At 34.3% G+C, this 26,694-nt stretch carries 17 protein-coding genes; 9 read left to right on the top strand and 8 right to left on the bottom strand.

Annotated elements, in window-relative coordinates:
* Window positions 1-73: 73 nt before the first annotated feature.
* The 3 genes from rpoC (at window position 74) to DR980_RS15620 (ending at window position 5,500) form a co-directional block, all read left to right on the top strand.
* Window positions 74-4,387, top strand: coding sequence for a DNA-directed RNA polymerase subunit beta' (gene rpoC / locus DR980_RS15630; protein WP_113637863.1), 4,314 nt, complete (start codon window positions 74-76; stop codon window positions 4,385-4,387).
* Window positions 4,388-4,390: 3 nt separating this feature from the next.
* Window positions 4,391-4,702, top strand: a complete 312-nt coding sequence (locus tag DR980_RS15625; RefSeq protein ID WP_073354716.1) for a DUF3467 domain-containing protein — start codon at window positions 4,391-4,393, stop codon at window positions 4,700-4,702.
* A 438-nt stretch (window positions 4,703-5,140) separates the two neighbouring features.
* The gene (locus tag DR980_RS15620; RefSeq protein ID WP_113637861.1) at window positions 5,141-5,500 is read left to right on the top strand and encodes a hypothetical protein; all 360 of its coding nucleotides are present in this window, start codon (window positions 5,141-5,143) and stop codon (window positions 5,498-5,500) included.
* Window positions 5,501-5,628: 128 nt separating this feature from the next.
* Here DR980_RS15620 and DR980_RS15615 read toward each other — a convergent pair whose 3' ends face one another.
* Together DR980_RS15615 and DR980_RS15610 are read right to left on the bottom strand one after the other, a co-directional pair.
* Complete coding sequence (locus tag DR980_RS15615) at window positions 5,629-7,218, bottom strand: peptide chain release factor 3 (protein WP_113637840.1); 1,590 nt, start codon at window positions 7,216-7,218, stop codon at window positions 5,629-5,631.
* A gap of 188 nt (window positions 7,219-7,406) precedes the next feature.
* The gene (locus DR980_RS15610; protein ID WP_113637839.1) at window positions 7,407-8,846 is read right to left on the bottom strand and encodes an alpha-amylase; all 1,440 of its coding nucleotides are present in this window, start codon (window positions 8,844-8,846) and stop codon (window positions 7,407-7,409) included.
* A gap of 799 nt (window positions 8,847-9,645) precedes the next feature.
* On the opposite strand from DR980_RS15610, the gene DR980_RS15605 reads away from it, so the two are divergent.
* The 5 genes from DR980_RS15605 (at window position 9,646) to DR980_RS15585 (ending at window position 19,834) form a co-directional block, all read left to right on the top strand.
* Entirely contained in the window at window positions 9,646-11,055 is a 1,410-nt protein-coding gene (locus tag DR980_RS15605) for a peptidylprolyl isomerase (RefSeq protein WP_394335944.1), read from the top strand.
* A 120-nt stretch (window positions 11,056-11,175) separates the two neighbouring features.
* A complete protein-coding gene (locus DR980_RS15600) occupies window positions 11,176-12,129 on the top strand; it encodes an AAA family ATPase (RefSeq protein ID WP_113637835.1) in 954 nt (317 codons plus the stop codon).
* A 330-nt stretch (window positions 12,130-12,459) separates the two neighbouring features.
* Entirely contained in the window at window positions 12,460-15,231 is a 2,772-nt protein-coding gene (locus DR980_RS15595) for a bifunctional aconitate hydratase 2/2-methylisocitrate dehydratase (protein WP_113637832.1), read from the top strand.
* Between the two features lie 128 nt (window positions 15,232-15,359).
* Window positions 15,360-17,627, top strand: coding sequence for an aconitate hydratase (locus DR980_RS15590; protein ID WP_113637830.1), 2,268 nt, complete (start codon window positions 15,360-15,362; stop codon window positions 17,625-17,627).
* A 716-nt stretch (window positions 17,628-18,343) separates the two neighbouring features.
* On the top strand, window positions 18,344-19,834 hold the full coding sequence (locus DR980_RS15585; protein WP_113637828.1) for a peptidoglycan endopeptidase: 1,491 nt from the start codon (window positions 18,344-18,346) through the stop codon (window positions 19,832-19,834).
* Between the two features lie 66 nt (window positions 19,835-19,900).
* Here the strand turns inward: DR980_RS15585 and DR980_RS15580 are convergent, their stop codons facing one another.
* From DR980_RS15580 to DR980_RS15565, 4 genes are all read right to left on the bottom strand, one after another.
* Window positions 19,901-20,410: a pyridoxamine 5'-phosphate oxidase family protein gene (locus DR980_RS15580; RefSeq protein WP_113637826.1), complete on the bottom strand. Its 510-nt coding sequence runs from the start codon at window positions 20,408-20,410 to the stop codon at window positions 19,901-19,903.
* A 191-nt stretch (window positions 20,411-20,601) separates the two neighbouring features.
* Window positions 20,602-21,063, bottom strand: a complete 462-nt coding sequence (locus tag DR980_RS15575; protein ID WP_113637824.1) for a VOC family protein — start codon at window positions 21,061-21,063, stop codon at window positions 20,602-20,604.
* A gap of 65 nt (window positions 21,064-21,128) precedes the next feature.
* On the bottom strand, window positions 21,129-22,181 hold the full coding sequence (locus tag DR980_RS15570) for a glycosyltransferase family 9 protein (RefSeq protein WP_113637822.1): 1,053 nt from the start codon (window positions 22,179-22,181) through the stop codon (window positions 21,129-21,131).
* Between the two features lie 236 nt (window positions 22,182-22,417).
* On the bottom strand, window positions 22,418-23,737 hold the full coding sequence (locus DR980_RS15565; protein WP_113637820.1) for a serine hydrolase domain-containing protein: 1,320 nt from the start codon (window positions 23,735-23,737) through the stop codon (window positions 22,418-22,420).
* 259 nt (window positions 23,738-23,996) lie between these two features.
* On the opposite strand from DR980_RS15565, the gene DR980_RS15560 reads away from it, so the two are divergent.
* Window positions 23,997-24,224 carry a CDGSH iron-sulfur domain-containing protein gene (locus DR980_RS15560; RefSeq protein ID WP_113637818.1) on the top strand — a complete coding sequence of 76 codons (228 nt, stop codon included), beginning with the start codon at window positions 23,997-23,999 and terminating at the stop codon, window positions 24,222-24,224.
* 115 nt (window positions 24,225-24,339) lie between these two features.
* On the opposite strand, the gene DR980_RS15555 is transcribed toward DR980_RS15560, so the two are convergent.
* Together DR980_RS15555 and DR980_RS15550 are read right to left on the bottom strand one after the other, a co-directional pair.
* Entirely contained in the window at window positions 24,340-25,206 is an 867-nt protein-coding gene (locus DR980_RS15555; protein ID WP_113637816.1) for an NAD(P)-dependent oxidoreductase, read from the bottom strand.
* Window positions 25,207-25,327: 121 nt separating this feature from the next.
* The gene (locus DR980_RS15550) at window positions 25,328-26,377 is read right to left on the bottom strand and encodes a hypothetical protein (protein ID WP_244199323.1); all 1,050 of its coding nucleotides are present in this window, start codon (window positions 26,375-26,377) and stop codon (window positions 25,328-25,330) included.
* Between the last annotated feature and the right edge of the window lie 317 nt (window positions 26,378-26,694).

Genomic DNA, 26,694 nt, shown 5'->3' with positions numbered 1-26,694 from the left:
ACCTTAGATTTTCAAACTTTCGACTTAGATGAGAATCAATTTTTTAATTGCAAATAAATCAATAGTAAAAACTATGATGAATAATAGAAATAATAACAATAAAGATAAAAACCCTGTAAAAAGGTTTAATAAAATCTCAATCGGACTTGCTTCTCCTGAATCTATCTTGAAAGAATCAAGAGGTGAAGTGTTGAAACCGGAAACTATCAACTACAGAACGCACAAACCAGAGCGTGATGGTCTTTTCTGCGAACGTATTTTCGGACCAGTAAAAGATTTTGAATGTGCTTGTGGTAAATATAAAAGAATACGCTACAAAGGAATCATCTGTGACCGTTGTGGTGTAGAAGTAACTGAGAAAAAAGTACGTAGAGACAGAGTAGGTCACATCAATCTTGTTGTGCCAATTGCTCATATCTGGTATTTCCGTTCTCTTCCAAACAAAATTGGTTATATCCTTGGTCTTCCATCTAAGAAATTAGATATGATTATTTACTACGAAAGATACGTAGTAATCCAAGCTGGTATCGCTAAAAATGCAGAAGGTGAATCTTTGCAAAGACTTGACTTTTTGACAGAAGAAGAATATTTAAATATTTTAGATACACTTCCTGCTGACAATCAGTATCTTGATGATTTTGATCCTAATAAATTTGTTGCCAAAATGGGAGCAGAGTGTATTATGGATTTATTAGCAAGAATAGATCTTGATGCATTGTCTTACCAATTGAGACATAACGCAAACAATGAAACGTCTAAACAACGTAAAACAGAAGCATTAAAAAGATTACAAGTTGTGGAATCTTTCCGTGAGTCTAACTTGAACCGTGAGAATCGTCCGGAATGGATGATCATGAAAGTGGTACCAGTTATTCCACCAGAATTACGTCCACTTGTTCCACTTGATGGAGGTCGTTTTGCAACTTCAGATTTAAATGATTTATACCGTCGTGTAATTATACGTAACAACCGTTTGAAAAGATTAATGGAGATTAAAGCTCCAGAAGTTATCTTGAGAAATGAAAAACGTATGTTGCAGGAATCTGTAGATTCACTTTTCGATAATACTCGTAAAGCTTCTGCAGTAAAAACGGAATCAAACAGACCATTAAAATCATTATCTGATTCCCTTAAAGGTAAACAAGGACGTTTCCGTCAAAATTTACTTGGAAAACGTGTGGATTATTCTGCTCGTTCGGTAATTGTTGTTGGACCTGAATTGAAATTATCTGAGTGTGGTATTCCTAAGGATATGGCAGCAGAATTATACAAACCTTTTGTTATCCGTAAATTGATAGAAAGAGGAATTGTAAAAACTGTAAAATCAGCTAAGAAAATAATTGATAAGAAAGAGCCTGTAGTTTGGGATATCCTTGAAAATGTAATTAAAGGTCACCCAATATTACTGAATCGTGCTCCTACTTTACACAGATTAGGTATTCAAGCATTCCAACCAAAATTAATTGAAGGAAAAGCAATCCAATTGCACCCTTTAGTTTGTACTGCATTTAATGCGGATTTTGATGGGGATCAAATGGCAGTTCACTTGCCTTTAGGACCAGAAGCTATTTTGGAAGCGCAACTATTAATGTTGGGTTCTCACAATATTCTGAATCCTGCAAATGGAGCGCCAATCACGGTACCTTCTCAGGATATGGTTTTGGGTCTATACTATATGACCAAAGAACGTTTATCAACTCCTGAACTTAAAATCTTAGGAGAAGGAATCACTTTTTATTCTGCTGAAGAAGTAAACATTGCTTTGAATGAAGGTAGATTAGAATTGAATGCTTCTGTGAAAATTAGAGCAAAACATTTTAATGAAGCGGGTGACTTAGTGTACCAAATCATTAAAACTACTGCTGGTCGTGTATTATTTAATGAAGTAGTACCGGAAGCAGCTGGATATATCAATGATGTATTGACTAAGAAAAACCTTAGAGATATTATCGGACACGTTTTAAGCGCGACTGATGTACCTACAACTGCGGCTTTCTTGGATAACATGAAAGACATGGGTTACAAATTTGCCTTCAAAGGTGGATTGTCATTCTCTCTTGGTGATATTAGAATTCCAGATCAAAAACCAAAATTAATTGCAGACGCCAGAGAACAAGTTCAAGGTATTTCTGCGAATTATAACATGGGTCTTATTACCAATAACGAACGTTACAACCAAGTTATTGATGTTTGGACTTCAGCAAATGCTCAATTGACAGAATTAGCAATGAAAAACATTAGAGAGGACCAACAAGGTTTCAACTCAGTGTATATGATGCTTGATTCTGGAGCGAGGGGTTCCAAAGAACAAATTCGTCAGTTAACTGGTATGCGTGGTTTGATGGCTAAGCCTAAAAAATCTACTGCTGGTGGTGGTGAAATTATTGAAAACCCGATTCTTTCTAACTTTAAAGAAGGTCTTTCTATCCTTGAGTACTTTATTTCTACTCACGGTGCGCGTAAAGGTCTTGCGGATACGGCTTTGAAAACGGCCGATGCAGGATATTTAACAAGAAGATTGCATGATGTATCTCAAGATGTTATCGTTAATATTGATGATTGTGGTACACTTAGAGGTGTTGAAGTATCAGCATTGAAAAAGAATGAGGAAATAGTTGAAACTTTAGGAGAAAGAATTTTAGGACGTGTAGCTTTACAAGACTTAATTAATCCTTTGACTAGTGAAGTTTTAGTGAAATCTGGTGAGCAAATCACAGAAGTTATAATGAAAGCAATTGATGCTTCTCCTATCGAGAAAGTTGAAGTTCGTTCTCCATTAACTTGTGAAGCGTTGAAAGGTATTTGTGCAAAATGTTACGGTAGAAATTTAGCTACTGGTAAAATGACACAAAGAGGTGAAGCAGTTGGTGTAATTGCAGCGCAATCTATTGGAGAGCCTGGTACACAGTTAACATTACGTACATTCCACGTTGGTGGGGTTGCGGGTGGTATTTCTGAAGAGTCTAGTATCATTACTAAATTTAACGGTAAACTGGAAATTGAAGATTTAAAAACGGTTAAAGGAGAAGATAGTGATGGTAATGCTGTTGATATTGTAGTATCTCGTTCAACTGAATTGAAATTAATTGATGAAAGAACAGGTATCTTGTTGAGTACTAATAATATTCCTTACGGTTCAAGTATTTTCGTTAAAGACGGACAATCTGTAGTTAAGGGAGATGTAATTTGTAAATGGGATCCATATAATGGAGTTATCGTTTCTGAATTTACCGGTAAAATTGCTTACGAAGAATTAGAGCAAGGTCAGTCTTTCATGGTTGAAATTGATGAGCAAACTGGTTTCCAAGAAAAAGTAATTTCTGAATCTAGATCTAAAAAATTAATTCCAACTTTATTGGTTTACGGTAAAGACAATGAATTGATTCGTTCTTATAACTTACCAGTTGGAGCCCACTTGATGGTTGAAAACGGTGAGAAAATTAAAGCAGGTAAAGTATTGGTGAAAATTCCGCGTCGTTCTTCTAAATCAGGAGATATTACAGGAGGTTTACCTAGAATTACAGAGTTGTTAGAAGCTCGTAATCCTTCAAACCCAGCTGTTGTTTCTGAAATCGATGGTGTTGTTTCTTTTGGAAAAATCAAAAGAGGTAACCGTGAGATTGTTATCGAATCTAAATTTGGTGACGTTAGAAAATACTTGGTTAAATTATCAAGCCAAATTCTAGTTCAAGAAAATGACTTCGTAAGAGCAGGTGTACCTTTATCTGATGGTGCAATTACTCCGGATGATATTTTAAGAATCCAAGGACCAGCAGCTGTTCAACAGTATTTGGTTAATGAAATTCAAGAAGTATACCGTTTACAAGGGGTAAAAATCAACGACAAACACTTTGAGGTAGTTATACGTCAAATGATGCGTAAAGTAAGAGTTCAGGATCCAGGTGATACTTTATTCTTAGAAGATCAATTAATTCACACTAAAGATTTTATCGTTCAAAATGATAAACTATACGGTATGAAAGTAGTTGAAGATGCTGGAGATTCAAGTGCATTGAAAGAAGGACAAATTATTACGCCTCGTGAGTTGCGTGATGAAAACTCTTTATTGAAACGTACAGATAAAAATCTTGTTGTGGCTCGTGATGTTGTTACTGCAACAGCAACACCAGTTTTACAAGGTATCACAAGAGCATCACTTCAAACGAAATCGTTTATTTCTGCTGCATCTTTCCAAGAAACTACTAAAGTATTGAACGAAGCTGCTGTTGCAGGTAAAATCGATTACTTAGAAGGATTGAAAGAAAATGTAATTGTTGGACATAGAATTCCAGCTGGAACAGGTATGAGAGAATATGACAATACGATTGTAGGTTCGAAAGAAGATTACAATGATATGATGGCTAACAAAGAGGAATATATTTACTAAGATATGAGTAATTCTAATCAACAACAAGAACAGATTAATATTGAGTTAGACGAAAAAATTGCTGAAGGAATTTATTCCAATTTGGCAATAATAAATCATTCTTCATCAGAATTTGTTTTAGATTTTGTAAGCATCATGCCTGGTATTCCTAAAGCTAAAGTGAAATCAAGAATTGTCTTGACGCCGCAACATGCTAAAAGATTGCTAAAAGCAATTGGAGAAAATATTCATCGTTTTGAAGTCGCTCATGGCGAAATAAAAGACACTGAACAAGCACCAATTCCGCTTAATTTTGGTCCTGCGGGACAAGCATAATACTCTTAAAAGGCTCCAGAAATGGAGCCTTTTTTATTTATCAGTTATTATTGGATAAGAGGAGTTGCCATTAGTTTCCAACTTTTTAAATTTGAGATACCCGTGATTGGAATGATTTCAAGTTTTTCTAAATCAAAATTGAGTTTCAAAATGCAATTCAATTTTAGTAGTAAGTGTTCTAATAATAGCTATACTGTTTTTTAGTTTTTACTTTGTTATTATTTAAGCATTACCAATATCTTACTACTTTAAGTTAAGGTGTTTATTGCATACGCCAACATTAACTCATTATTAAATCTCGGTTGTTTATAACAAATTTGTGCTTTAAACGAGTATTCTGGTCCTTTATCGAAAATATTTTTCGTCCGTTTATAAATGATATACTTTCGCTCTCGAGATAGAGAAATGTATTCTGTCTATTATAAAAAACGAATTGTTATGAAATATTTTTCTTTAAAAGCAAGTAAAAAAGTCATGTTGAATGGCTTCCTAATGGTTGCTTTTATTTTAGTATCTAATACTGCTGTTTTTGCTCAAACTACAAAAAATGTAGCTGATGTAAATTCAATTGAGGTTACTACTAACACTAAACAAGATAATGTTTCTACAGTTTCATCTTCAAATAGTATGAACTTCGTATTGTGGTTTATGGGTTCTAAGCAAGATCCAAACACTACGATATCTACAGAAGGAACTAATACTAAAAAACAAGTTATTACGTCAGGTACAGCGCCAAATCGTTTATTAATCAAAGCTTTTTTGAAAAAAGCAGTGAACTTGGAAAGTATGGTTGCTTAAGCTAAAAATTATTTTTGAAATACATAAAAAAAAACGCTAATTTTTAAATTAGCGTTTTTTTTATATCTTTTTTTACTTTGATTTCTGGATTACATATTGTCATCCAGAAATCATTTTTAACTGAAATATTACTCAAATTCCGATGTGAAGAATAGTTTTACGTTTGGATATTTATTTTGTGTCATCTGGATTGTAAAATCAGAATCCGCGAGAAACACTAATTGTCCGTATTTGTCATGTGCCAAGAATTTTTGTTTGATTCTTCTAAATTCTTTGAACTCTTCACTTTTTGGATCGTTTGGTTTTACCCAACATGCTTTGTGTACCGGGAAATTTTCATACGTACATTTTGCGCCGTATTCATGCTCTAAACGATATTGAATAACCTCATATTGAAGCGCTCCAACTGTTCCAATGATTTTTCGGTTATTCATTTCTAAAGTAAATAACTGCGCTACACCTTCGTCCATTAACTGATCAATTCCTTTATCCAATTGTTTGGCTTTCATTGGATCAGCATTGTTGATGTATCGGAAGTGTTCAGGAGAGAAACTTGGAATTCCTTTGAAACTCATGATTTCGCCTTCGGTTAACGTATCACCAATTTTGAAATTTCCAGTATCATGTAAACCAACAATATCTCCAGGATACGAGATGTCTACAATCTCTTTCTTTTCAGCAAAGAAAGCATTTGGACTGGAGAATTTTAAATTCTTCTTTTGGCGAACGTGATAATAGGGTTTGTTTCTTTCGAAAGTTCCAGAGACAATTTTTATAAAAGCCAGACGGTCTCTATGTTTCGGGTCCATATTAGCATGGATTTTAAAAACAAATCCAGTCATTTTTTCTTCTTTTGGATCTACTAATCGTGTTTCGGAATCTTTTGGTCTTGGTGACGGAGCAATTTCAACAAAACAATCCAATAATTCTCTAACCCCAAAATTATTCAATGCCGAACCAAAAAATACAGGTTGTAATTTTCCGTCCAAATAATCCTGACGATCAAATTTAGGATAAACTTCGTCTATCAATTCTAATTCTTCACGCAATCTGTCAGCTGGTTTCTGACCGATAATTTTTTCTAATTCTGGATTTTTAACATCAGAGAAAGCAATTGTTTCTTCAATATTTTTACGGCTGTCTCCACTAAATAAGTTTATGTTTTGTTCCCATAGATTATAAATTCCTTGAAAATCATAACCCATTCCTATCGGGAAGCTTAATGGTGTAACTGTTAAACCTAGTTTTTGTTCCACTTCATCCATCAAGTCAAAAGCATCTTTTCCTTCTCGGTCTAATTTATTGATGAATACGATTATTGGAATTTTTCGCAACCTACAAACAGCCACTAATTTTTCCGTTTGTTCCTCAACACCTTTAGCGACATCAATTACAACAATAACGCTGTCAACAGCAGTTAAAGTCCTAAAAGTGTCCTCGGCAAAATCCTTGTGTCCAGGTGTATCAAGAATATTTATTTTTTTGTCTTTATAATTGAATGCTAAAACTGAGGTAGAAACCGAAATCCCTCTCTGGCGTTCAATTTCCATAAAGTCACTGGTAGCACCTTTTTTAATTTTATTATTCTTTACCGCACCTGCTTCTTGAATCGCACCACCAAAAAGGAGGAGTTTCTCAGTAAGTGTTGTTTTTCCGGCATCAGGATGTGAGATAATCCCGAAGGTTCTTCTGCGTTGTATTTCTTCTAAAAAGCCCATATTTGTATAAATAGTCTGCAAAAGTACTATTTATAAATGCCAATTAAAAAAATAGTGTTCGCTAATTGGAGTAGGTGGGGTTTGAAGTTGCAATTCATGTGATTTTGATTTAATAAAAAATGGAGAAACTTTAATAAGTTATAAAAAAGAAGGCCGTCTTTTCAGACAGCCTTGATGATTTTTAGGTGTTACATATTGATTGACCAAATTGAATAGCCGTTTGGCGGACATTGAATTTTGACCCATTTATCGCCTTGGGTTGTTGGTAGCCAAGTCGAATTTCCAGTGAAATCTTTGATTTGCGCGTTTGCCCAATTCGTTTGAATCCATCTTTCTTGCCAAGTGGATGAATTGTTAATGTAAACTACCAAACCAGGATTGCCGTTGTATCCGTTTCTACGCGCGATATATTCGTCAGTATCAGTGAATAAAATCGAGGTGTTTCCTGTAGCTTTGTTATTATGAATCCAGATTAAATTATTCATCTTTGTTTTGTTCAACCATTCCTCATAATCACGATAAAAAATAGTTGGATATCCTTCATGAGTTAAGATGTAGGCGTAAGCAAGCTCTTTTTTCCAAATTTCGTCGGTGTCATGGTTGGCAACGAATGTAACCGCTTTGTACGGATTTCTTTTCCACATCATGTCATCGTTCAAAATATTTAGATTATTTCCATCGAAAGCATCATTCATTTTGTAATAACAGGCGAAATCAAAAACAGAACTATTCGCATTATTTGCCCAGTCATTCAGTAGGTTTACGTTTGAGTCCCATAATTCACCAACAGAGAAACCTCCAACGTTTGCGTTCCAGTCTTTAATCACCCAGGGAGCAAAACCTTTCACGTAATCAAATCTCCAGCCATCAAATTTCATGGTGTTCTTATAATATTTACCTACTCCGTCTGCTCTTTTCCAAAGCCAGTCTTGTACATTAGGAACGACATGTGCTAAATCCGGAAATCCTCCAAAAGCTCCTTCGTCATTATTTCCATAAGAGTTTTTATAAAAATCAGCACTCGTTCTCGGGAATTTGCCAGAAGCGACACCTGTAAAATTAGTATAGGTTTGCGTCCCTGTAAATGGATTGCTTTCTAATTGTCCACCGCTGTTGTGGTTTAGGACCATATCAGCGTAAACCTGCATATTCTCGGTATGTACTTTGGTTATTAAACTTTCTAATTCTGTACGGGAACCAAATCGGGTTTCTATTGTGCCATTTTGATTGTAATTTCCAAAATCAAAGTAATCTGTAGGATCATAACCCATGGAAAATGGTCCATTTTGCGCTTTTGAAACTGGAGGAAGCCAGATAGAACCAATTCCGGCATTTGACCAAGCTGTGATTTTTGCATTTACAGTATTCCACCAAGTTCCACCTGCTGGCACATCCCAATAAAAAGCCTGCATCATCACACCACCACCAGGATTTGCAACGTATCTGCCTGTTGTGTTTGATTGTTTTCCTGTGCTGAAGGGACGTCCATCGTGATTTGTAACATTAATCACTTTGAATTGTGCAGCGGCTTCTGTCGAATTGGTGATAAGATCATCATTTGAATTACACGAGTACAAGCCAACGAGTAAAGCCGATAATAAACAAATTTTAAAATTTTGTTTTTTCATAAAATAGGTAATTTGGGTTAATTAATAGATTTTGGGCGATAGTAATATTATTGAAATGATTGGTTGCTGTTTTTTATTTTGATTTAAATTTTAAAAATGTATTTTATTAAAATCAAAATAAATAGTATAAAAAAATAATTTAAATTTATTTTTAGACTAGTATTATGCATAAAAAAGCAACTTTTTAGCTAATTTATACAAATTCTTACACGATATACATCAGATTTTTTTTAATGAACCACGAAAACGTTGTAGTGTTCACAACTTTTGAAATAGTCAGCTAAAAATGAGTGTTTTAATAGCCCTGTTTTTGATTTTGTAACATCAAAAATGAGAAGTTCTTGATAGTTTTAAGATTTTTTTGATGAAATGAAAAAGTACTATAATCATAAACACTGGTAGTTGATTATAGTTACGAAATAGTAGAAAAATAGGATGATTATTATAATCACTGTCGATTGAAGTAAATGTAATCTGAATTTATATTATTTTTTCATTGCTAACGTTCAGTTTCTTTATGGTTTACAAACGGAATCAACTGATACATAAATGCGTTTATAATTTTTTGTTAATAGTAGTTAGGAAACTTGTATTATGTAATTGAATTGCTATTTTTGTTCGTTTTAAATTTAAAGAATACTTAAGAATTGTATTGTAAAATTTCAATTCAGTTGTTGATTCTTAAAGTGTATATTTGCCAAAATTATTCTGGTGGCTATCAAATAGGTTTAATAACAATAGAATAAGTACATTTTTGCTACAAATACAAATTAGAATAATGCCAATAAATAAAATAGAAATGAAATCCATTAATAATAGAATTGCACTTACTTTTTTTCTTTTACTCTTTACAAGTGTTATAACAAGTGCACAAGAAATTATTAAGGACTCCGTGATTGTTCCAATCAAGAAAACCCAATCAACTGGTAAACAAAAAATTGATGGTGTAATTGCAACTGTTGGAGATTACATCATTTTAGATTCAGATATTGATAAGTCTTATCTTGAAATTTCAGCGGGAGGCGGATCTGTAAAAGATATTACTAGATGCCAAATGTTGGGAAAATTATTAGAGGATAAACTATACGCGCATCAAGCTATTCAGGATAGTATTGTAGTAACAGATTCTGAGGTAAAAGGAATGTTAGAAGAGCGTTTGACCTATATGGTAGGACAAATTGGTTCTTTAGAAAAAGTAATACAGTATTACAAAAAGGATTCTGAAGAAGAATTTAGAACTTATTTTTCTGATATTTTAAAAGAAGGAAAGTTGACTTCTGAAATGCAGAAGAAAATTGTTGATGAAGTAGAAATTACGCCGGAAGAGGTTCGTAATTATTTTAAAACAATTCCAAAAGACGATCTTCCATTCTTTGGAGTTGAATTAGAAGTAGCGCAAATTGTTATTAGCCCGAAAGTTTCGGAAGAAGATAAGAAAAAAGTTATTGATAAATTAAATGAGTTTAAAAAAGAAGTAGAGGAAGGCGCAAGTTTTTCTACAAAGGCAGTTTTATATACTCAAGATCCGGGATCAAAGTCAAATGGAGGTTATTACAAAATGACCCGTAAAACGCCGTTTATTAAAGAATTTAAGGAAGTAGCATTTAGCCTTCAAGAGGGAGAAATTTCTGCGCCATTTGAAACAATTTTTGGGTATCATATCATTTTAGTTGAAAAAATAAGAGGGCAAGAAAGGGAACTACGTCATATATTGTTGACACCCACAGTAACAGAACAGGCTTTAAAGGAAGCTAAAGAAATGATTACTTTAATCAAAAAAAGGATCGAGGATAAAGATATTACTTTTGCGGAAGCAGCCAGAACATTATCTGATGAAAAAGAAACAAGAGCAAATGGTGGAGCATTAATCAATCCGCAAACACAGGATACTCGTTTTGAATTGACTAAAATGGATCCTACTTTTTACAGTCAAGTTTCTAATTTGAAGGAAAATGAAATTTCAGCTCCAATTTTAGACCAAGGTGAAGAAGGTAAGAAAAAATTCAAATTAATTACCGTAACCAACAGAATTGATGAGCATGCAGCTGATTATGCAAAAGATTACATCAAAATCAAAGCATTGGCGCTTAAAAACAAACAAATTACAGCGATTGGAAAATGGTTTGATGAGAAAATAAAAGAAACGTATGTGAAAATTATTGGTGAATATAGAGATTGTACTTTTACCAACAATTGGCTTAAAAAATAGTCTTCTTTTTTGCCCTTCGCGGATCGATTAGCAATAAAAAAGTTTTCGTTAAATAAAGAAAAAGAGTTAGTTTTATGATTTCATAATGCTAACTCTTTTTAATTTTAAAATACTTCATACATGTCAGACGTCGCAGCAATACATAATTTAGTTCAAAAAAGGAATGAGCTAAAAAAAGAAATCGCAAAAATCATTGTAGGTCAGGATCTTGTGGTAGATCAAATCTTGCTTTGTATTTTTTCCGGTGGTCATGCATTGTTAGTAGGTGTTCCCGGATTAGCCAAAACTTTGATGGTGAATACGCTGGCACAAGCATTGGGTCTTGATTTCAAGAGAATTCAGTTTACGCCGGATTTAATGCCTTCGGATATTTTGGGTAGTGAAATCTTGGATGAAAGTCGTCAGTTTAAATTTATAAAGGGACCTATTTTTTCGAATATTGTTCTGGCTGATGAAATCAATCGAACACCGCCAAAAACGCAAGCTGCATTATTAGAAGCCATGCAGGAACGTTCTGTTACTATTGCGGGAGAGAATTATAAATTAGACTTGCCGTATTTTGTTTTGGCAACTCAAAATCCAATTGAACAGGAAGGAACGTATCCCTTACCTGAAGCCCAATTAGACCGATTTATGTTCGCTATAAAATTAGAATATCCTTCTTTTGCAGAAGAAGTTCAAGTGGTGAAACAAACTACTTCGGATATAAAAAATACGATAAATCCATTATTCACTGCTCAGGAAATAATAGATTTTCAACATCTTATTCGCCGAATTCCTGTTGCGGATAATGTTATAGAATATGCTGTTACATTAGTCAGTAAAACCCGTCCGGATAATCCTTTGTCAAATGAGTTTGTGAAAAATTATCTCGATTGGGGTGCGGGTCCAAGAGCATCGCAAAATTTGATTTTGGCGGCTAAAGCCAATGCAGCTTTTAATGGAAAATTTTCTCCTGATATTGAAGATGTCAAAGCGGTTGCGACAGGAATTTTACGTCATCGAATTATTAAAAATTACAAAGCCGATGCCGAAGGAATTACGGAAGAAATGATTATTGCCAAGTTGGTATAACTGTTTTTTTGGTATTCTAAACTTGATTTTTGACAGTTACTACAACGTTTTCTTAATTCTCATGGTTTTTCTAATTTGATAATCGTTAGAATATAATTAATTAATTATAGATTAATCATTTTAGTGTTAAATTTTTTAAAATTCATTAATTTTAAAGGGTAAAAATCAGTATTTAGTAATAATATCATTTCAAAAAACCCCATCTATTAAATTTTTTCAAATATCATCTTAAAGCGCTAAATTTGCAACGTGAATAAAAATACAGCTATTATGGCCTGTAATTTTGAGTAAGTTAAAATAATTAGCCTTTAACATTGAAAACAATTTACTATGAATATTTATAACGATTATCTAAAGGAAATCGAAGACAGAAAAACTCAGGGACTTAACCCAAAGCCAATTGATAGCGCTGATTTACTAAGCGAAATCATCACTCAAATTAAGGATTCAAATAACGCAAATCGCGAAGATTCAATCTCGTTTTTTATTTACAATACGGTTCCTGGTACAACACCTGCAGCTGCTGTAAAAGCCTCTTTTTTGAAGGAAATTGTTCTTGGTGAGTCAGTGGTGAATGAAATTACGCCAGCTTTTGCATTAGAGTTGCTGTCGCACATGAAAGGTGGGCCATCAATCAAAGTTTTGCTTGACTTAGCTTTAGGAAATGATATTACAGTTGCTAAATCTGCAGCAGAAGTATTAAAAACACAAGTCTATCTTTATGAGGCTGATACTGATCGCTTAGAAGCGGCATTTAAAAGCGGTAATGAGATTGCAAAAGATATTCTAGTGAGTTACGCTAAGGCGGAATTCTTTACGAAGCTGCCAGAGGTAGTTGAGGAAATTAAGGTTGTTACTTATGTTGCTGGTGAAGGAGATATTTCAACAGATTTACTTTCTCCGGGTAACCAAGCGCATTCACGTTCAGATCGTGAGCTACATGGAAAATGTTTGATTTCTCCTGAAGCTCAAGATGAAATTAAAGCACTTCAAGCGCAACATCCAGACAAAAGTGTGATGTTGATTGCTGAAAAAGGAACTATGGGTGTAGGTTCTTCAAGAATGTCAGGGGTGAATAATGTTGCTCTTTGGACAGGTAGAAAAGCAAGTCCTTATGTTCCATTCATAAACATAGCTCCAATTGTAGCAGGAACTAATGGTATTTCCCCAATTTTCCTTACTACAGTTGATGTTACTGGTGGTATTGGTCTTGATCTTCAAAACTGGGTAAAGAAAACAGATGCAAATGGAGCGGTTCTGCGTAATGAAAACGGTGAGCCTATTCTAGAAGAAGTTTATTCTGTTGCAACTGGAACAGTACTGACTATTAACACAAAAACAAAAAAACTTTACAACGGCGATAAAGAATTAATTGATATTTCTAAGGCATTTACGCCTCAAAAGATGGAATTTATTAAAGCTGGTGGGTCTTACGCTATTGTTTTTGGAAAAAAACTACAAACTTTTGCATCAAAGACTTTGGGAATTGATATCGTACCGGTATTTGCTCCGTCAAAAGAGGTTTCAATTGAAGGACAGGGTCTTACGGCAGTAGAAAAAATATTTAATAAAAACGCAGTTGGTTCAACTCCGGGTAAAGTTTTACATGCAGGTTCTGATGTGCGTGTTACGGTAAATATTGTAGGTTCGCAAGATACGACTGGTTTAATGACTTCTCAGGAATTAGAGTCTATGGCTGCTACTGTGATTTCTCCAATTGTTGATGGTGCATACCAATCTGGTTGTCATACAGCATCAGTTTGGGATAATAAGTCTAAAGCAAACATTCCAAGATTGATGAAGTTCATGAATGATTTTGGTTTGATTACTGCTCGTGATCCTAAAGGGAACTACCATGCAATGACGGATGTAATCCACAAAGTTCTTAATGATATTACTGTTGATGAATGGGCAATTATTATTGGGGGTGACTCTCATACAAGAATGTCTAAAGGGGTTGCTTTTGGAGCTGATTCAGGAACGGTGGCACTAGCACTAGCTACGGGTGAGGCTTCAATGCCAATTCCGGAGTCAGTAAAAGTTACCTTCAAAGGTGATATGAAACAATATATGGATTTCCGTGATGTTGTTCATGCTACACAATCTCAAATGTTGAAGCAATTTGGTGGAGAGAATGTATTCCAAGGACGAATTATTGAGGTTCATTTAGGGACACTTACAGCTGATCAAGCTTTCACCTTTACAGATTGGACAGCTGAGATGAAAGCAAAAGCTTCTATTTGTATTTCTGAGGATGATACTTTAATTGAATCATTAGAGATTGCCAAAGGAAGAATTCAGATCATGATTGATAAAGGAATGGATAACGAGAAGCAAGTCTTAAAAGGATTAATCGCTATCGCTAATAATAGAATTGCAGCAATCCAATCCGGTGAAAAACCAGCTTTGACTCCTGATGCTAATGCAAAATATTTTGCTGAAGTTGTCATTGATTTAGACATCGTTGCTGAACCTATGATTGCAGATCCAGACGTAAATAATGCGGATGTTTCTAAGCGCTATACGCACGATACCATTAGACCACTTTCTTTTTACGGCGGTGTGAAAAAAGTAGATCTTGGTTTCGTTGGATCTTGTATGGTACACAAAGGTGATTTGAAAATTCTTTCTCAAATGCTAAAAAATATAGATGAGCAATATGGTAAAGTAGAGTTTAAAGCACCGCTTGTCGTGGCGCCTCCTACGTATAATATTGTAGATGAACTTAAAGCTGAAGGAGACTGGGAAGTTTTACAAAAGTATTCTGGTTTCGAATTTGATGATAATGCTCCTAAAGGCGTGGCACGTACAGGATATGAAAATATTCTATATCTAGAGCGTCCAGGCTGCAATTTATGTATGGGTAACCAAGAAAAAGCAGCAAAAGGAGATACTGTAATGGCAACATCTACTCGTCTTTTCCAAGGAAGAGTTGTTGAAGATACGGAAGGTAAAAAAGGAGAATCGTTACTTTCATCAACACCAGTTGTTGTATTGTCTACAATTTTAGGTAGAACTCCAACAATTGAAGAATACAAAGCTGCAGTAAAAGGTATAAATTTAACGCAGTTTGCACCATCTCATAAGTTATTGGTTAGATAATAACTAATTTATGTTAATTATATCAAAAAGCTTAAGTCTTTCAACAGACTTAGGCTTTTTTTATTTTAATAGGTCTTCTATTTTTTGTACCTTGTCGTTTTAAAGATAATAACAGAAAATAATAAGATATGGCTTTTGATATTGAAATGATTAAAAAAGTGTATGTCAACATGACTTCTCGTGTTGATAAAGCACGCGAAATAGTTGGCCGTCCGCTTACTTTAACAGAGAAAATATTGTACAATCACCTTTGGGATGGAATGCCGTCAAAAGCTTTCACAAGAGGTGCTGATTATGTAGATTTTGCTCCGGATAGAGTTGCTTGTCAAGATGCAACCGCTCAAATGGCGTTGTTGCAATTCATGCATGCCGGTAAATCTAAAGTAGCAGTTCCTACAACAGTACACTGTGATCACTTGATTCAAGCTAAAGTTGATGCAGTAACCGATTTGGCCAGAGCAAAAACACAAAGTAATGAAGTGTTTGAATTTCTTTCTTCGGTATCTAATAAATACGGAATTGGTTTCTGGAAACCAGGAGCTGGGATTATTCACCAAGTAGTACTTGAAAATTATGCTTTCCCAGGTGGAATGATGATTGGTACTGATTCTCATACTGTGAATGCAGGTGGTTTAGGAATGGTAGCCATTGGTGTTGGTGGTGCTGATGCAGTTGATGTTATGTCAGGAATGGCTTGGGAATTGAAATTTCCTAAATTAATTGGAGTAAAATTAACTGGAAAACTTTCCGGTTGGACAGCTCCAAAAGACGTTATCCTTAAAGTAGCAGGAATTCTTACCGTAAAAGGTGGAACAGGAGCTATCGTTGAATATTTTGGAGAAGGCGCAACTTCTATGTCTTGTACTGGAAAAGGAACAATCTGTAATATGGGTGCCGAAATTGGTGCAACTACTTCTACATTTGGTTATGATGATTCTATGAGCCGTTATTTGCGTTCTACAAATAGAGCTGATGTTGCTGATGCAGCGGATAAAATTGCTCCATATTTAACAGGTGATGCGGAAGTTTATGCTAATCCAGAATTGTACTTTGACCAAGTTATAGAAATCAACTTAGACGAATTAGAGCCACATTTAAACGGACCCTATACTCCGGATTTAGCAACTCCAATTTCTAAAATGAAAGAAGAAGCTATCAAAAATAACTGGCCTTTGAGAATTGAAGTAGGTTTGATTGGTTCTTGTACGAATTCTTCTTACGAGGATATTGCTCGTGCAGCTTCAATAGCCAAACAAGTCACCGACAAAAAATTAAAATTAAAATCAAAATTCACGATCACTCCAGGTTCTGAGGTGGTTCGTTATACAATCGAGCGTGACGGTTTTATCGATACTTTCGATAAGATTGGTGCGACGGTATTTGCTAATGCTTGCGGACCATGTATCGGAATGTGGGACAGAGAAGGAGCAGAAAAAGAAGAACGCAACACAATCGTTCACTCTTTCAACCGTAACTTCTCCAAACGTGCCGATGGAAATCCAAACACTTTGGCTTTCGTAGGTTCACCGGAATTGGTAACGGCTTTGGCAATTGCCGGAGATTTAAGTTTCAATCCTTTAACTGATACTTTAATAAACGAAGATGGTGAAGAAGTAATGTTAGAAGTGCCAACAGGCGACGAATTGCCGAAAAACGGATTTGATGCTGAAGACCCCGGTTTTCAAGCGCCAGCAGAAGATGGTTCAGGTGTTCAAATCGCGGTTAGTGAAACTTCAGAAAGATTACAATTATTAGCGCCATTCTTACCTTGGGATGGAAAAAATATCACAGGTGCTAAATTATTGATCAAAGCTTTCGGAAAATGTACAACAGATCACATCTCTATGGCTGGACCATGGTTGCGTTTCCGTGGACATTTAGATAATATTTCTAATAATATGTTGATTGGTGCTATCAATGCATTCAACCAAAAACCAAATACAGTGAAAAATCAGTTGACTGGTACTTATGATGCAGTTCCGGCTGTAGCGCGTGCTTACAAAGCAGCTGGCGTTCCTTCAATTGTTGTGGGTGATCACAACTACGGAGAAGGATCTTCTCGTGAACATGCCGCTATGGAGCCTCGTTTCTTAGGAGTGAAAGCCGTATTGGTAAAATCATTTGCTCGTATCCACGAGACAAACCTTAAAAAACAAGGTCTTTTAGGATTGACATTTGCTGATGAAGCGGATTACGATAAAATTCAAGAAGATGACACTATCAACTTCACAGATTTAGTTGATTTTGCTCCAGGAAAACCATTAACATTAGAATTCGTTCACGCTGATGGAACCAAAGATATTATCTTGGCAAACCATACGTATAACGAAGGACAAATTGGTTGGTTCGTTGCTGGTTCAGCATTAAACTTGATTGCTGCTGCTGGAAAAGCATAAGCATTTCAATACTATATTTCTAAAACTCTCAAGGAAACTTGGGAGTTTTTTTGTTTTAATAACACTTTATTTCTGGAGCTGTTTCCTGCTGTCCGTTTCAAGCTTTTTTGCACAATTGCTTTTTTCCAAGATAAAAAAGGAGCTTCTTTTAGTCGCTCTTTATTCTCTGGAAAAATAGGCAATTCCGCTGCAAAAGGCTTTCCACTTTCATCAGGGCTATTGAAGCAAAAGCAAAATTATTCGCTAATTTAACACTGACGATAAGAGTGAATAATTTTTAAAAAAGCATCAAATTAGCGGTAAAAATGTGTAGAAAAATCAAAAAAAAGAGTTGTTTGTGTTTAAACTACGTTAAAATTAAAAAAAAAGGAAGGTTTTTTGATATTATAGTTTAAATTAGCAAATAAGAAAAATAAAATTGTATTTGAGTTTTTTGATTATTAGTTAAATCATTTCTCTACCTATTTTTATTTTCTGCGCAACAATAGTATACAATTGTCTTGCGTTACTGTTTAAGTTGCTTTTGCAATCAGAACAAAAAATCAACAAAATAATAATTGCACTAATTAGGCTCTCTTTTATCAAAGAGATGAGAAATTTTTTTACAATTTTTTAAATGAAAATAGTAAAAGTGCAATCCTAAGCGAGATTTAATAATTATATCCCGAAATCGCTATGAAGAATACAATGGGGTAAGTAATTTGAAATAAATGAATATGACTTTTAGAGTAATAGTAACATTAGTTTTTTTAAATAGTATCGTTCTTTTTTCACAGGAGAAAATCACAAAACACACTATAGTAAAAGGGGAAACAATATCGAGTATCGCTGAGAAATACGAAGTAAAACAAAGCGCTATTTTTAAATTAAATCCCAATGCCAAGAATCTTTTAAAACTCAATTCCGTTTTATTAATTCCTATTGCTTCCACAAAAAAGACTACCGAAAAAACTAAGATTGCAATAAATAATTCTGTTAAAGAACACGAAGTTCAAGCTAAAGAAACACTTTACGGAATCGCAAAACAATACGGAATTTCCGTTAAAGAATTAAACCAAGTCAATCCGACACTCGCTTCTTCAGAATTAAAAATTGGTCAAAAAATAAATATTCCAGGTAACGCTACCGCATCTGAAATAGCGACGATTGTAATTAAAAAACAAACAGAATCAAAAAATGAATTGGCTATTTTGCCTCAATCCACGGAATCGATATCCTCAAAATCAGATACATTTAGTTGGGAAGTTTTACCAAAAGAAACTAAATATTCCATCACAAGAAAATACGGAATTACAATTAAAGAATTTGATAAAGTCAATCCAGGAATAGGCGTAAAAACACTTAGAGTTGGTCAAAAAATAAATATTCCAGCGGCTCCTTTGTCAGAAACGGTTTTGGCATCGCAAGAAAGTAAAGAGTTACCAGTAGCTTCTTCAAAAAATGATACTTCGTTGCAAACCATCACACCAAAATCAGAAGAAGCTGTCGTTATACAAACTACTACAGATTTGTCAAAAACAGCAGTAAATCAGGTTTCTCAAAATGAAACTGCGTTAAATAATTTGCCACAGCTGATTATCCGTGAAGTTCAACCAAAAGAAACTAAATATGCCATCGCAAAACAATACGGAATTACCGTAAATGAATTAGAAAAGCAAAATCCAGAAGTTAAAAAGGGACTTCCTGTAGGTTACAAATTAAATATTTTGGCAAATACGGTACCTGCTGAGAACGAAGTTGTAAGTACTGATGTTAACAAAAATACTGATATTCAAACTACTAAAATCGATTTTAATAACGCTGCGAAACCAACTTTCAGTCATGATTTTTTAGATCAGTTGATAGAACGTGCTTCTGAAAATATTGGATCACGGTACCGCACCGGTGGAACCACAAAATCAGGATTTGATTGCTCAGGGCTTATGTGTACTACTTTTGGCGCATTTGATATTAAACTACCAAGAACATCTCGTGAACAATCTAGCATTGGAACTAAAATTAATACAGAAGAAGCTCAAAAAGGTGATTTAATTTTCTTTAAAACTAACGGTAGAAGCCAAATTAATCATGTTGGTATGGTCGTTGAAGTTTGTGAAGATGAAATTAAATTCATTCATTCATCAGTTAGCAACGGAGTTATAATATCATCAACCAAAGAGAAATATTATCGAAAAAACTTTTCTCAAATTAATAGAGTGCTACAATAGTTTCTTAGAAAAATAAAAATATTTATATTTAAAACGTTCCAAGATTGGAACGTTTTTTTATGTCTTTTAGATTTTTATTTCACCTTCAGTACCACTTACATAATTAGTTCCCGTAGCAACTGAGGCCGCCATTTTTAGAAAGTTAATCATTTGGTTTCCGTCCGTGTCCCAGAAGTATGCACTGCTCGGTTTTACTTTAATAAGTGAAATATTCGGGTCGTTTTTGCCTTCTTTAAACCATATATTTACAACTGGAGACCAAAGCTCTTCGATTTTTTCTTGATCGATAACTATTGATGCTTCACCATTTACAACCATGTAACTTCCTTTTCCGGGATGTGCAAAAAATAATTGAACACTTGAATCTTGCTCTATTTCTTTGTTTTTATCACTATTTTTTTCACTGAAAAACCAAATATTTCCTTCATCGCATACTTTTACAGCTCCCATTGGTCTGGTAGTTGCTCCATCATTCGTTTTCAGATTGGTACAAAAAAGACAAGTGTTGATTTCTTCAACAAGGCTTTTAAGTTTATCTATTCCTTCAACTGTATGTTCGTTTCCTTGATCACTCATAATCCTACGTTTTATTTCGATTGTTAGACTCCGTAAATTCTTTTACAAAGTTGGCAAACAAAACAATAAAAAGGATTACACAATTCAGAGTAAAAGTTTCATCTTTCACATATTGATGGCATAAGTAGCTGTTAATTGAATAAATACAACTTCCGTAGGATATAAATTAAAAGGGAGGTCGCTGAATTTGGTTATTTTTCAACACTGTTAATTTCAATCCAATATCCATCAGGATCCTGGATGTAGATTTGTTTGATTCCATCTGCGCGAACCGTGATCTTATCAAGTATTCCTGGCCAGTCAGAATAGGTGATGTTGAGGTTTTGCAGTTTAGTGATTAAAGCTTCAAAATTAGTGACTTTAAACGCCACATGAACCGCTTTGTTTATTGTAACGGGTTCTTTTATGGTTGACACAAGATGTAATTCTTTTCCATCTCCCAATGAAATCCATCTAATTCCCTCTTTTTTGGTAAGGTTGGTGATTTCTGAAAGCTTCAATACATTTTTATAAAAATCAACAGAACGATCCAGATCTTTCACTGAAAGTGCCATGTGATCTAACTTCAAAGTAAAAGTTTCTGGATTTTGTGACCAAAGTGTTCCTGTGCTAAGGAAGACAAATAGGAGCGGAAGTAGAAATTTTGTTTTCATGTTGCTGCGATTGTGTTTAGTATTTTATTTTAAAGGATTCATTTTATAAATTTGATCCCGATTAATTATCTTTTATGCAGCACTTTATTTATGGTTTCAATCCAATTTTCTTTGTTACCGCTGTTCGTGTTTATAGCTGTACTATTGTTGTTGTATGGTCTGTACATGTTTATATTTGGACGCGAAAATAATCCTACTGTTGGAGTTAGTACGGAACTTGCCAAATGCATAATGCCGCTATCTGCGCCAATAAAAAGTTCAGTATTGGCAATGACCGCGCCAATCTCACGGATGTCTTTGCTGTAAAAAGTGGTTGCTTTAAATCCTATTTGTGAAATGTTTTCAACTGGTAAAACTTCGATGATATTATAATCAGCGTATTCTATTTTCAGTCTTTCATAGAATTCTTCCCACCAAGATTCTGAATAACATTTGTCAGAAGTCGCATAGGTAAATATGCAAATGGTCCTTTTGTCATTTTTAACCAGTTCTTTAACGATACTATGGCCTTCAGCAATTTCTGAAGAACTCAATTTAAGGTCTAATGATGGAACAGGATTTTCATTTTTTGCGAACCCTAATTTAGTCAAAAAACTTCTAAATTCGTATACGGGATATTTTGCAATATGCTCATAATCGGTGTGTTTCAATTGCATTTCCTCATCCAGTTCCCCGAAAAATTTGTATTTAGCATCTGCAAATTGTGCCGATAATCGTCCAGAAGAGGAGTTTTTATCCACGTTGATGACAATGTCATATTTTTGCTTTTTAATTTTTACCCAAACCTTGAAATAGTCTACTAGATTTTTGAAAGGTTTTTTTGGAAGTTCAATGATATAATTGATGTTGGTGTAATTTTTAAAAACAATTGGCGCAAGCCCTCCTTTTACAAACAAATCAATTTTACACTCAGGAAAAGTAGCGATTACATCCTGTACCAGTGGTGTTATGAGTAACAGATTCCCAAGTCTATGATTGGGTCTGGAAATTAAAACCCTTTTGATTTCGATTTTTTGAGATAAATCGATTATTTGATTTTTTTGTGAATTCCCAATATTTTTAGTTAGGTTATGCGTTACAATTCTTCGGAATACATTTACTTTTTTTAAGATACTCATGCTTTTATAATAGGATTAAGAATTGAATTTTTTTGTTAAAAATTGAATTGGTGTGTTGTCGGAATATTATTTTGGTAGTACAAAACAAGTTTTCCGTAACAGACAAATGTACAATTTAGATCGAAATAACGTTGTTTCTTCTCTTGAATATAATTTTTATGTTCTCAACTGTAAAACAATCTGTTTTTAAATTTTCTTTGGTGAATTTTGATTAAGATTTTTTCTACCGAATTATTTTATTTTTTTGTCAGTGTGAATTTCCCGCCGCCTTGTTTCAAAATCATTTGCTTTTCATTTGGTTTGAATTCTAATTTTATTCCGGCCATTTTAAATTCAAAATTGTTTTTTTCAGTAGGTTCCAGTGGAAAGGCAGATTGCCCTGTTGCCTGTGCAAAAAGTTTGGTATCTTCTTTTGTAATGGTGATTTTCATCGGAAATCCAGCATCTGAATATTCTCCTAAATAAGGATCTAAATCCTCGCTTTTTAATGTAATAGTTTTAAAAGTTGGAATTGTAAACGGTTTGTTGTTATACGCACTCAAAGCGGCAATCATGATATCATTATTGTCATAAGTTCTGCCGTTAGAGGTTAATGCAACAGCTAATTTGTCTTCTGGGAAATACGACAATGATGATCTGAATTCATCAATACCTCCAGTATGGCCAAAGCTTTTCTTCTCATAAAATGGATATTGGAAAATCCCCATTCCGTAGTTGTCTTGTAAAGTTGTCATTTGCTTAAGACTGCTTTCTGAAATTATGGCATTGGCGAAAAGCTTTTCAATAAACATCGTCAAATCTTGTGGATTAGAAACCACTGCGCCAGCTCCCATTGGGATTGACATATCCGTTTCCGGTTCTTTTATCCATTTTTCAGAGAAAGAATAGGAATTGCTTTCGTTGTTTTGAATGTTAATTTTGCTTCCTACATAGGTGTTTTTTAAGCCTAATGGTTTTACAATTTTATCGTTCAAAATGGTTTTATATGGCTTTTTATAGGTTTTTTCAAGAATGTAACTCAATAAAACATAATTGGAGTTGCTGTAATCAGCTTTGCTGTTAGGTTCAAAAATACTTTTTCCTCTGGCAATGATTTCAACCATTTCTTTTTCAGATTTTGGTTGGGTGTAATAGTTCATGTATTCCGGAGCACTGGTAAAATTATGAATACCACTTCGGTGGTTTAGTAGATTACCAACGGTTATTTTATTGGCATTTTCTATGGTTGGGAAAAAAGTTTCAATGGTTTGGTTCAATGATAATTTTTTCTCTTCAATAGCTTTAAATATTAATGCCGAAGTAAACATTTTTGAAATCGATCCCACACGGTATTTGGATAAATTACTTGCTTTTTTATTGCTTTCTATGTCATCCATTCCAATGGATTTTGAATAAAGTAGCGTTCCGTTTTGTGACAAGGCAATGCTTCCCATGAATTTATCTTTGGCTTCCAAAATCTGAAATAAACTGTCTAGTTTGGCGACGTTCATTTTTTGAGCGTAGCTTGTTCCAACTAGGAATCCTAAAAATAAGGTAATTGCGATTTTCTTTGTCATGAGAGTTTGATTAATGAATTGATTTAAAGTTCTAAAAATAGTCAATTATTTGTTTAGTAGATTGATTATTTGATGCTGATCGTTGGTTCAGAAAAGAGTGTATTTCCGCATAGTATTACCCAACCAAATTTCCTAGATATCGGGTTACACAAAATAGAATTAATGTAAATTGCGTTTTGGAATCATAAAAAAGAGCAGCAATGCAAAAAGGTCCTGAAATATTTTGCAATCTTTGAACTCTAAAAAAAATTAAAGCATTATGAGCAAGACAAAACTAACAATCAATCGCAATGGTTCTATAAAAATAGAAGGCGATTTTGAAATAACAGACTGTGAAGGAAAAACATACGGATTAGAAGGAAGAACCGCTCTAGGTCTTTGCCGTTGCGGATTATCAGCAAACAAACCTTTTTGTGATGGTTCCCACCGCAATGGTTTTGAGCATGAATCAGCTGCATTTGACTTGCCTCCAATGAAAACGAAGTAATATCGTTTTCTGATTCGATTAAATAAGAAAAGCTACATTCCTAAAGATGTAGCTTTTTTGTTTACTATATGAACCAATTAAACTCTATGGTTTATTCGCTGGATGTACTGCTATTCTAAAATGATTTATTTTTTAAACTGCTGATAATCGCCATAACATCCTGATCGCCCAATCCTTCTTTTTCGGCTGCAGCATAACTGTCATACAAAGGATGAATCAACGGGGAATCGAGTCCGGCTTTTTTGGCCAGTCTTAAATCTTTGACTAAATGTTTCAACGCAAATGCTGCCGGATAGGAATCATTCAGAATAGAAGGTGTTTTGATATTCGTGATTCCGTTGCCACAAGCACCTTGATTGATGATGTTGAGCATATCCTCTTTGCTCACGCCGTTTTTCTCCGCAAATAAAACCGTTTCGGCAATTCCTTGAAGGTTCAATCCTAATAGGTAATTGATGGCTAACTTAGCCGAACTTGCCACGCCGGGTTCGCCTACGTGAATCGCAATTTTACCCAAAACGTCAAATATCGGTTTGGCTAATTGGTAATCTTCACTCGAAGCACCCACAAGAATAACCAGCGTTCCGTCTTGTGCCGGTTTTACACTTCCAGAAACGGGAGCGTCTATGAAATGTACATGATGTTGGTTGCAAATGGTGTTTAAATAACGAGACGTTTCCGGGGAAACCGTGCTCATATTGATGATGGTTTTTCCTTGATTGGTTTTAGACAACAAACCTATTGGTCCTTCAAAAACTTCTTTGACAGCTGCGTCATTGGATAACATGGTCAAAACTACGTCACAGGTTTCCATTAGTTCTTGTAAACTGCTTGCTGATTTTGCTCCTGCAGCCAGTGATGGCGCTTCTTTATCTTTGGTGCGATTGAAAACCGATACTTCAAAACCCGCTTTGAGTAGGTTTATCACCATTGGATTTCCCATGTTGCCAAGACCTGTCCATCCTAATTTTAATGTATTCATAGTTTTTGTGTTATTTATATTATCTGCTCATTCTGGGCACAGTTTGCAAAACTGCGCGAACGATTGTTGTATATCAGTTCGGCCTGCATTGCAGTCATTGCGAGGAACGAAGCAATCGCATTTAGTTTTTTTTTATTCCTATTTGTAGGGAATGAATGAATAAAGATATAGTAATCGCGTTGCAAACGCTACGATTATGCTCTAAATTAAAATTTGCACTCGTTGCAAACGAGCGCCAGTGGGAGTTTCTAAGAAACTGAAACATATCCGGTATTTGCATACCTTTAGATTCTAAAAATTTCTCAAATTTTGCAATTCCTCTGGCTTTTGAATCTAAATGTAACCCTTTCGCTAGTTCTTTTTCGTTTAACCTGTCAATTGTTAGTTTTACAATAGTTGAGGTTTGCTCACAAAAGGCTTTGACATTATTAGAAGTTATTTTGTGCAATGCTGTAAATAAATACTCGTCTTTTGAAGATAATGGTTTATATAATTTCCAACCAAATTTGTCTTTCCACTTTTTGTTAAAGCTTTCATACTTTGATTTAAAAAATAAATCAACTGTTTCCGGTTGTTCTGCCCATTCTCCTTCTATCATTGTTCTATAATATGTTCGGCTAATATTCATTCCTTCTTTAGGTGTAATATTATATTGTTTCCAATGAAGCTGTTCCATTTCTGGAAGCATTCTTAAATTGGTAAGAAAGACCGGAATATACTCATCAACATTATTGTCTATTTTTAATCTGAAAAATTTTGAGTCAACACTAAATCCATCAACTTGATATTTGTTAGGTTCGTTATAATATTTGTTCAAAACTTCTTTTTTAAAGTAGGTTACTTTGAAATGATTTCCGTCAGTTTCTCCGCAGTTTTCATAAATTGATTCTCCTTCATCATCAACTCCAATTATGAAATTTTCATTTTTAGATTCTGCTAAATCAAAATGTGATTTTTTAATTTCATTTGGCTTTATGAAAACTTTACCCATGACCCAACTTTGAGTTTCGTCAGATACATCCCTTATTAAATGACTATAAATAAAATTGCTTTCCTTTATTAACTCGTCTTTATGTTCAATATTCCAATCTGAAGGTATATTTTTTAGAAGCCTCATAAAATCATAACATACTACAAAGTTCATATCTCTCATTGTAATATATTCTTTCAAGTATTTGATTTTAACTTTAATCAATTTTGGTTCGATTATCAGAACTTCATCCAATTCACCATAATCATTTACATAATAAAAGGTACGATTTTGTTTGTCATTCCCCTTTTCGTAAAGTCTGAAATAGAGAATGAATTCTTCTGATATATCTATGTATTTTATTGATGTCTCTTGTAGTGAAAAGCTTTTGTAAAACAAAAAAGGCTCTAATCCTTCTTTAGACTGCCCCCAAAAGTTTAGACAAATTTATAATTAATTTTGATAATAATGAGCTCGATATTGTATCGGGCTCATTCCTTTTAAATTCAGTTTTATTC

The sequence above is a fragment of the Flavobacterium psychrolimnae genome (genome assembly GCF_003312425.1).
In the GTDB taxonomy this organism is placed as follows: Bacteria; Bacteroidota; Bacteroidia; order Flavobacteriales; family Flavobacteriaceae; genus Flavobacterium; species Flavobacterium psychrolimnae.
Note: the sequence above shows the minus strand (reverse complement) of the source record. Positions and strands in the feature narration are given on the sequence as shown.

Coding starts and splice junctions, on each gene's coding strand:
- rpoC (WP_113637863.1), top strand. CDS start 74: ATGATGAATAATAGAAATAATAACAATAAAGATAAAAACCCTGTAAAA.
- DR980_RS15625 (WP_073354716.1), top strand. CDS start 4,391: ATGAGTAATTCTAATCAACAACAAGAACAGATTAATATTGAGTTAGAC.
- DR980_RS15620 (WP_113637861.1), top strand. CDS start 5,141: ATGAAATATTTTTCTTTAAAAGCAAGTAAAAAAGTCATGTTGAATGGC.
- DR980_RS15615 (WP_113637840.1), bottom strand. CDS start 7,218: ATGGGCTTTTTAGAAGAAATACAACGCAGAAGAACCTTCGGGATTATC.
- DR980_RS15610 (WP_113637839.1), bottom strand. CDS start 8,846: ATGAAAAAACAAAATTTTAAAATTTGTTTATTATCGGCTTTACTCGTT.
- DR980_RS15605 (WP_394335944.1), top strand. CDS start 9,646: ATGAAATCCATTAATAATAGAATTGCACTTACTTTTTTTCTTTTACTC.
- DR980_RS15600 (WP_113637835.1), top strand. CDS start 11,176: ATGTCAGACGTCGCAGCAATACATAATTTAGTTCAAAAAAGGAATGAG.
- DR980_RS15595 (WP_113637832.1), top strand. CDS start 12,460: ATGAATATTTATAACGATTATCTAAAGGAAATCGAAGACAGAAAAACT.
- DR980_RS15590 (WP_113637830.1), top strand. CDS start 15,360: ATGGCTTTTGATATTGAAATGATTAAAAAAGTGTATGTCAACATGACT.
- DR980_RS15585 (WP_113637828.1), top strand. CDS start 18,344: ATGACTTTTAGAGTAATAGTAACATTAGTTTTTTTAAATAGTATCGTT.
- DR980_RS15580 (WP_113637826.1), bottom strand. CDS start 20,410: ATGAGTGATCAAGGAAACGAACATACAGTTGAAGGAATAGATAAACTT.
- DR980_RS15575 (WP_113637824.1), bottom strand. CDS start 21,063: ATGAAAACAAAATTTCTACTTCCGCTCCTATTTGTCTTCCTTAGCACA.
- DR980_RS15570 (WP_113637822.1), bottom strand. CDS start 22,181: ATGAGTATCTTAAAAAAAGTAAATGTATTCCGAAGAATTGTAACGCAT.
- DR980_RS15565 (WP_113637820.1), bottom strand. CDS start 23,737: ATGACAAAGAAAATCGCAATTACCTTATTTTTAGGATTCCTAGTTGGA.
- DR980_RS15560 (WP_113637818.1), top strand. CDS start 23,997: ATGAGCAAGACAAAACTAACAATCAATCGCAATGGTTCTATAAAAATA.
- DR980_RS15555 (WP_113637816.1), bottom strand. CDS start 25,206: ATGAATACATTAAAATTAGGATGGACAGGTCTTGGCAACATGGGAAAT.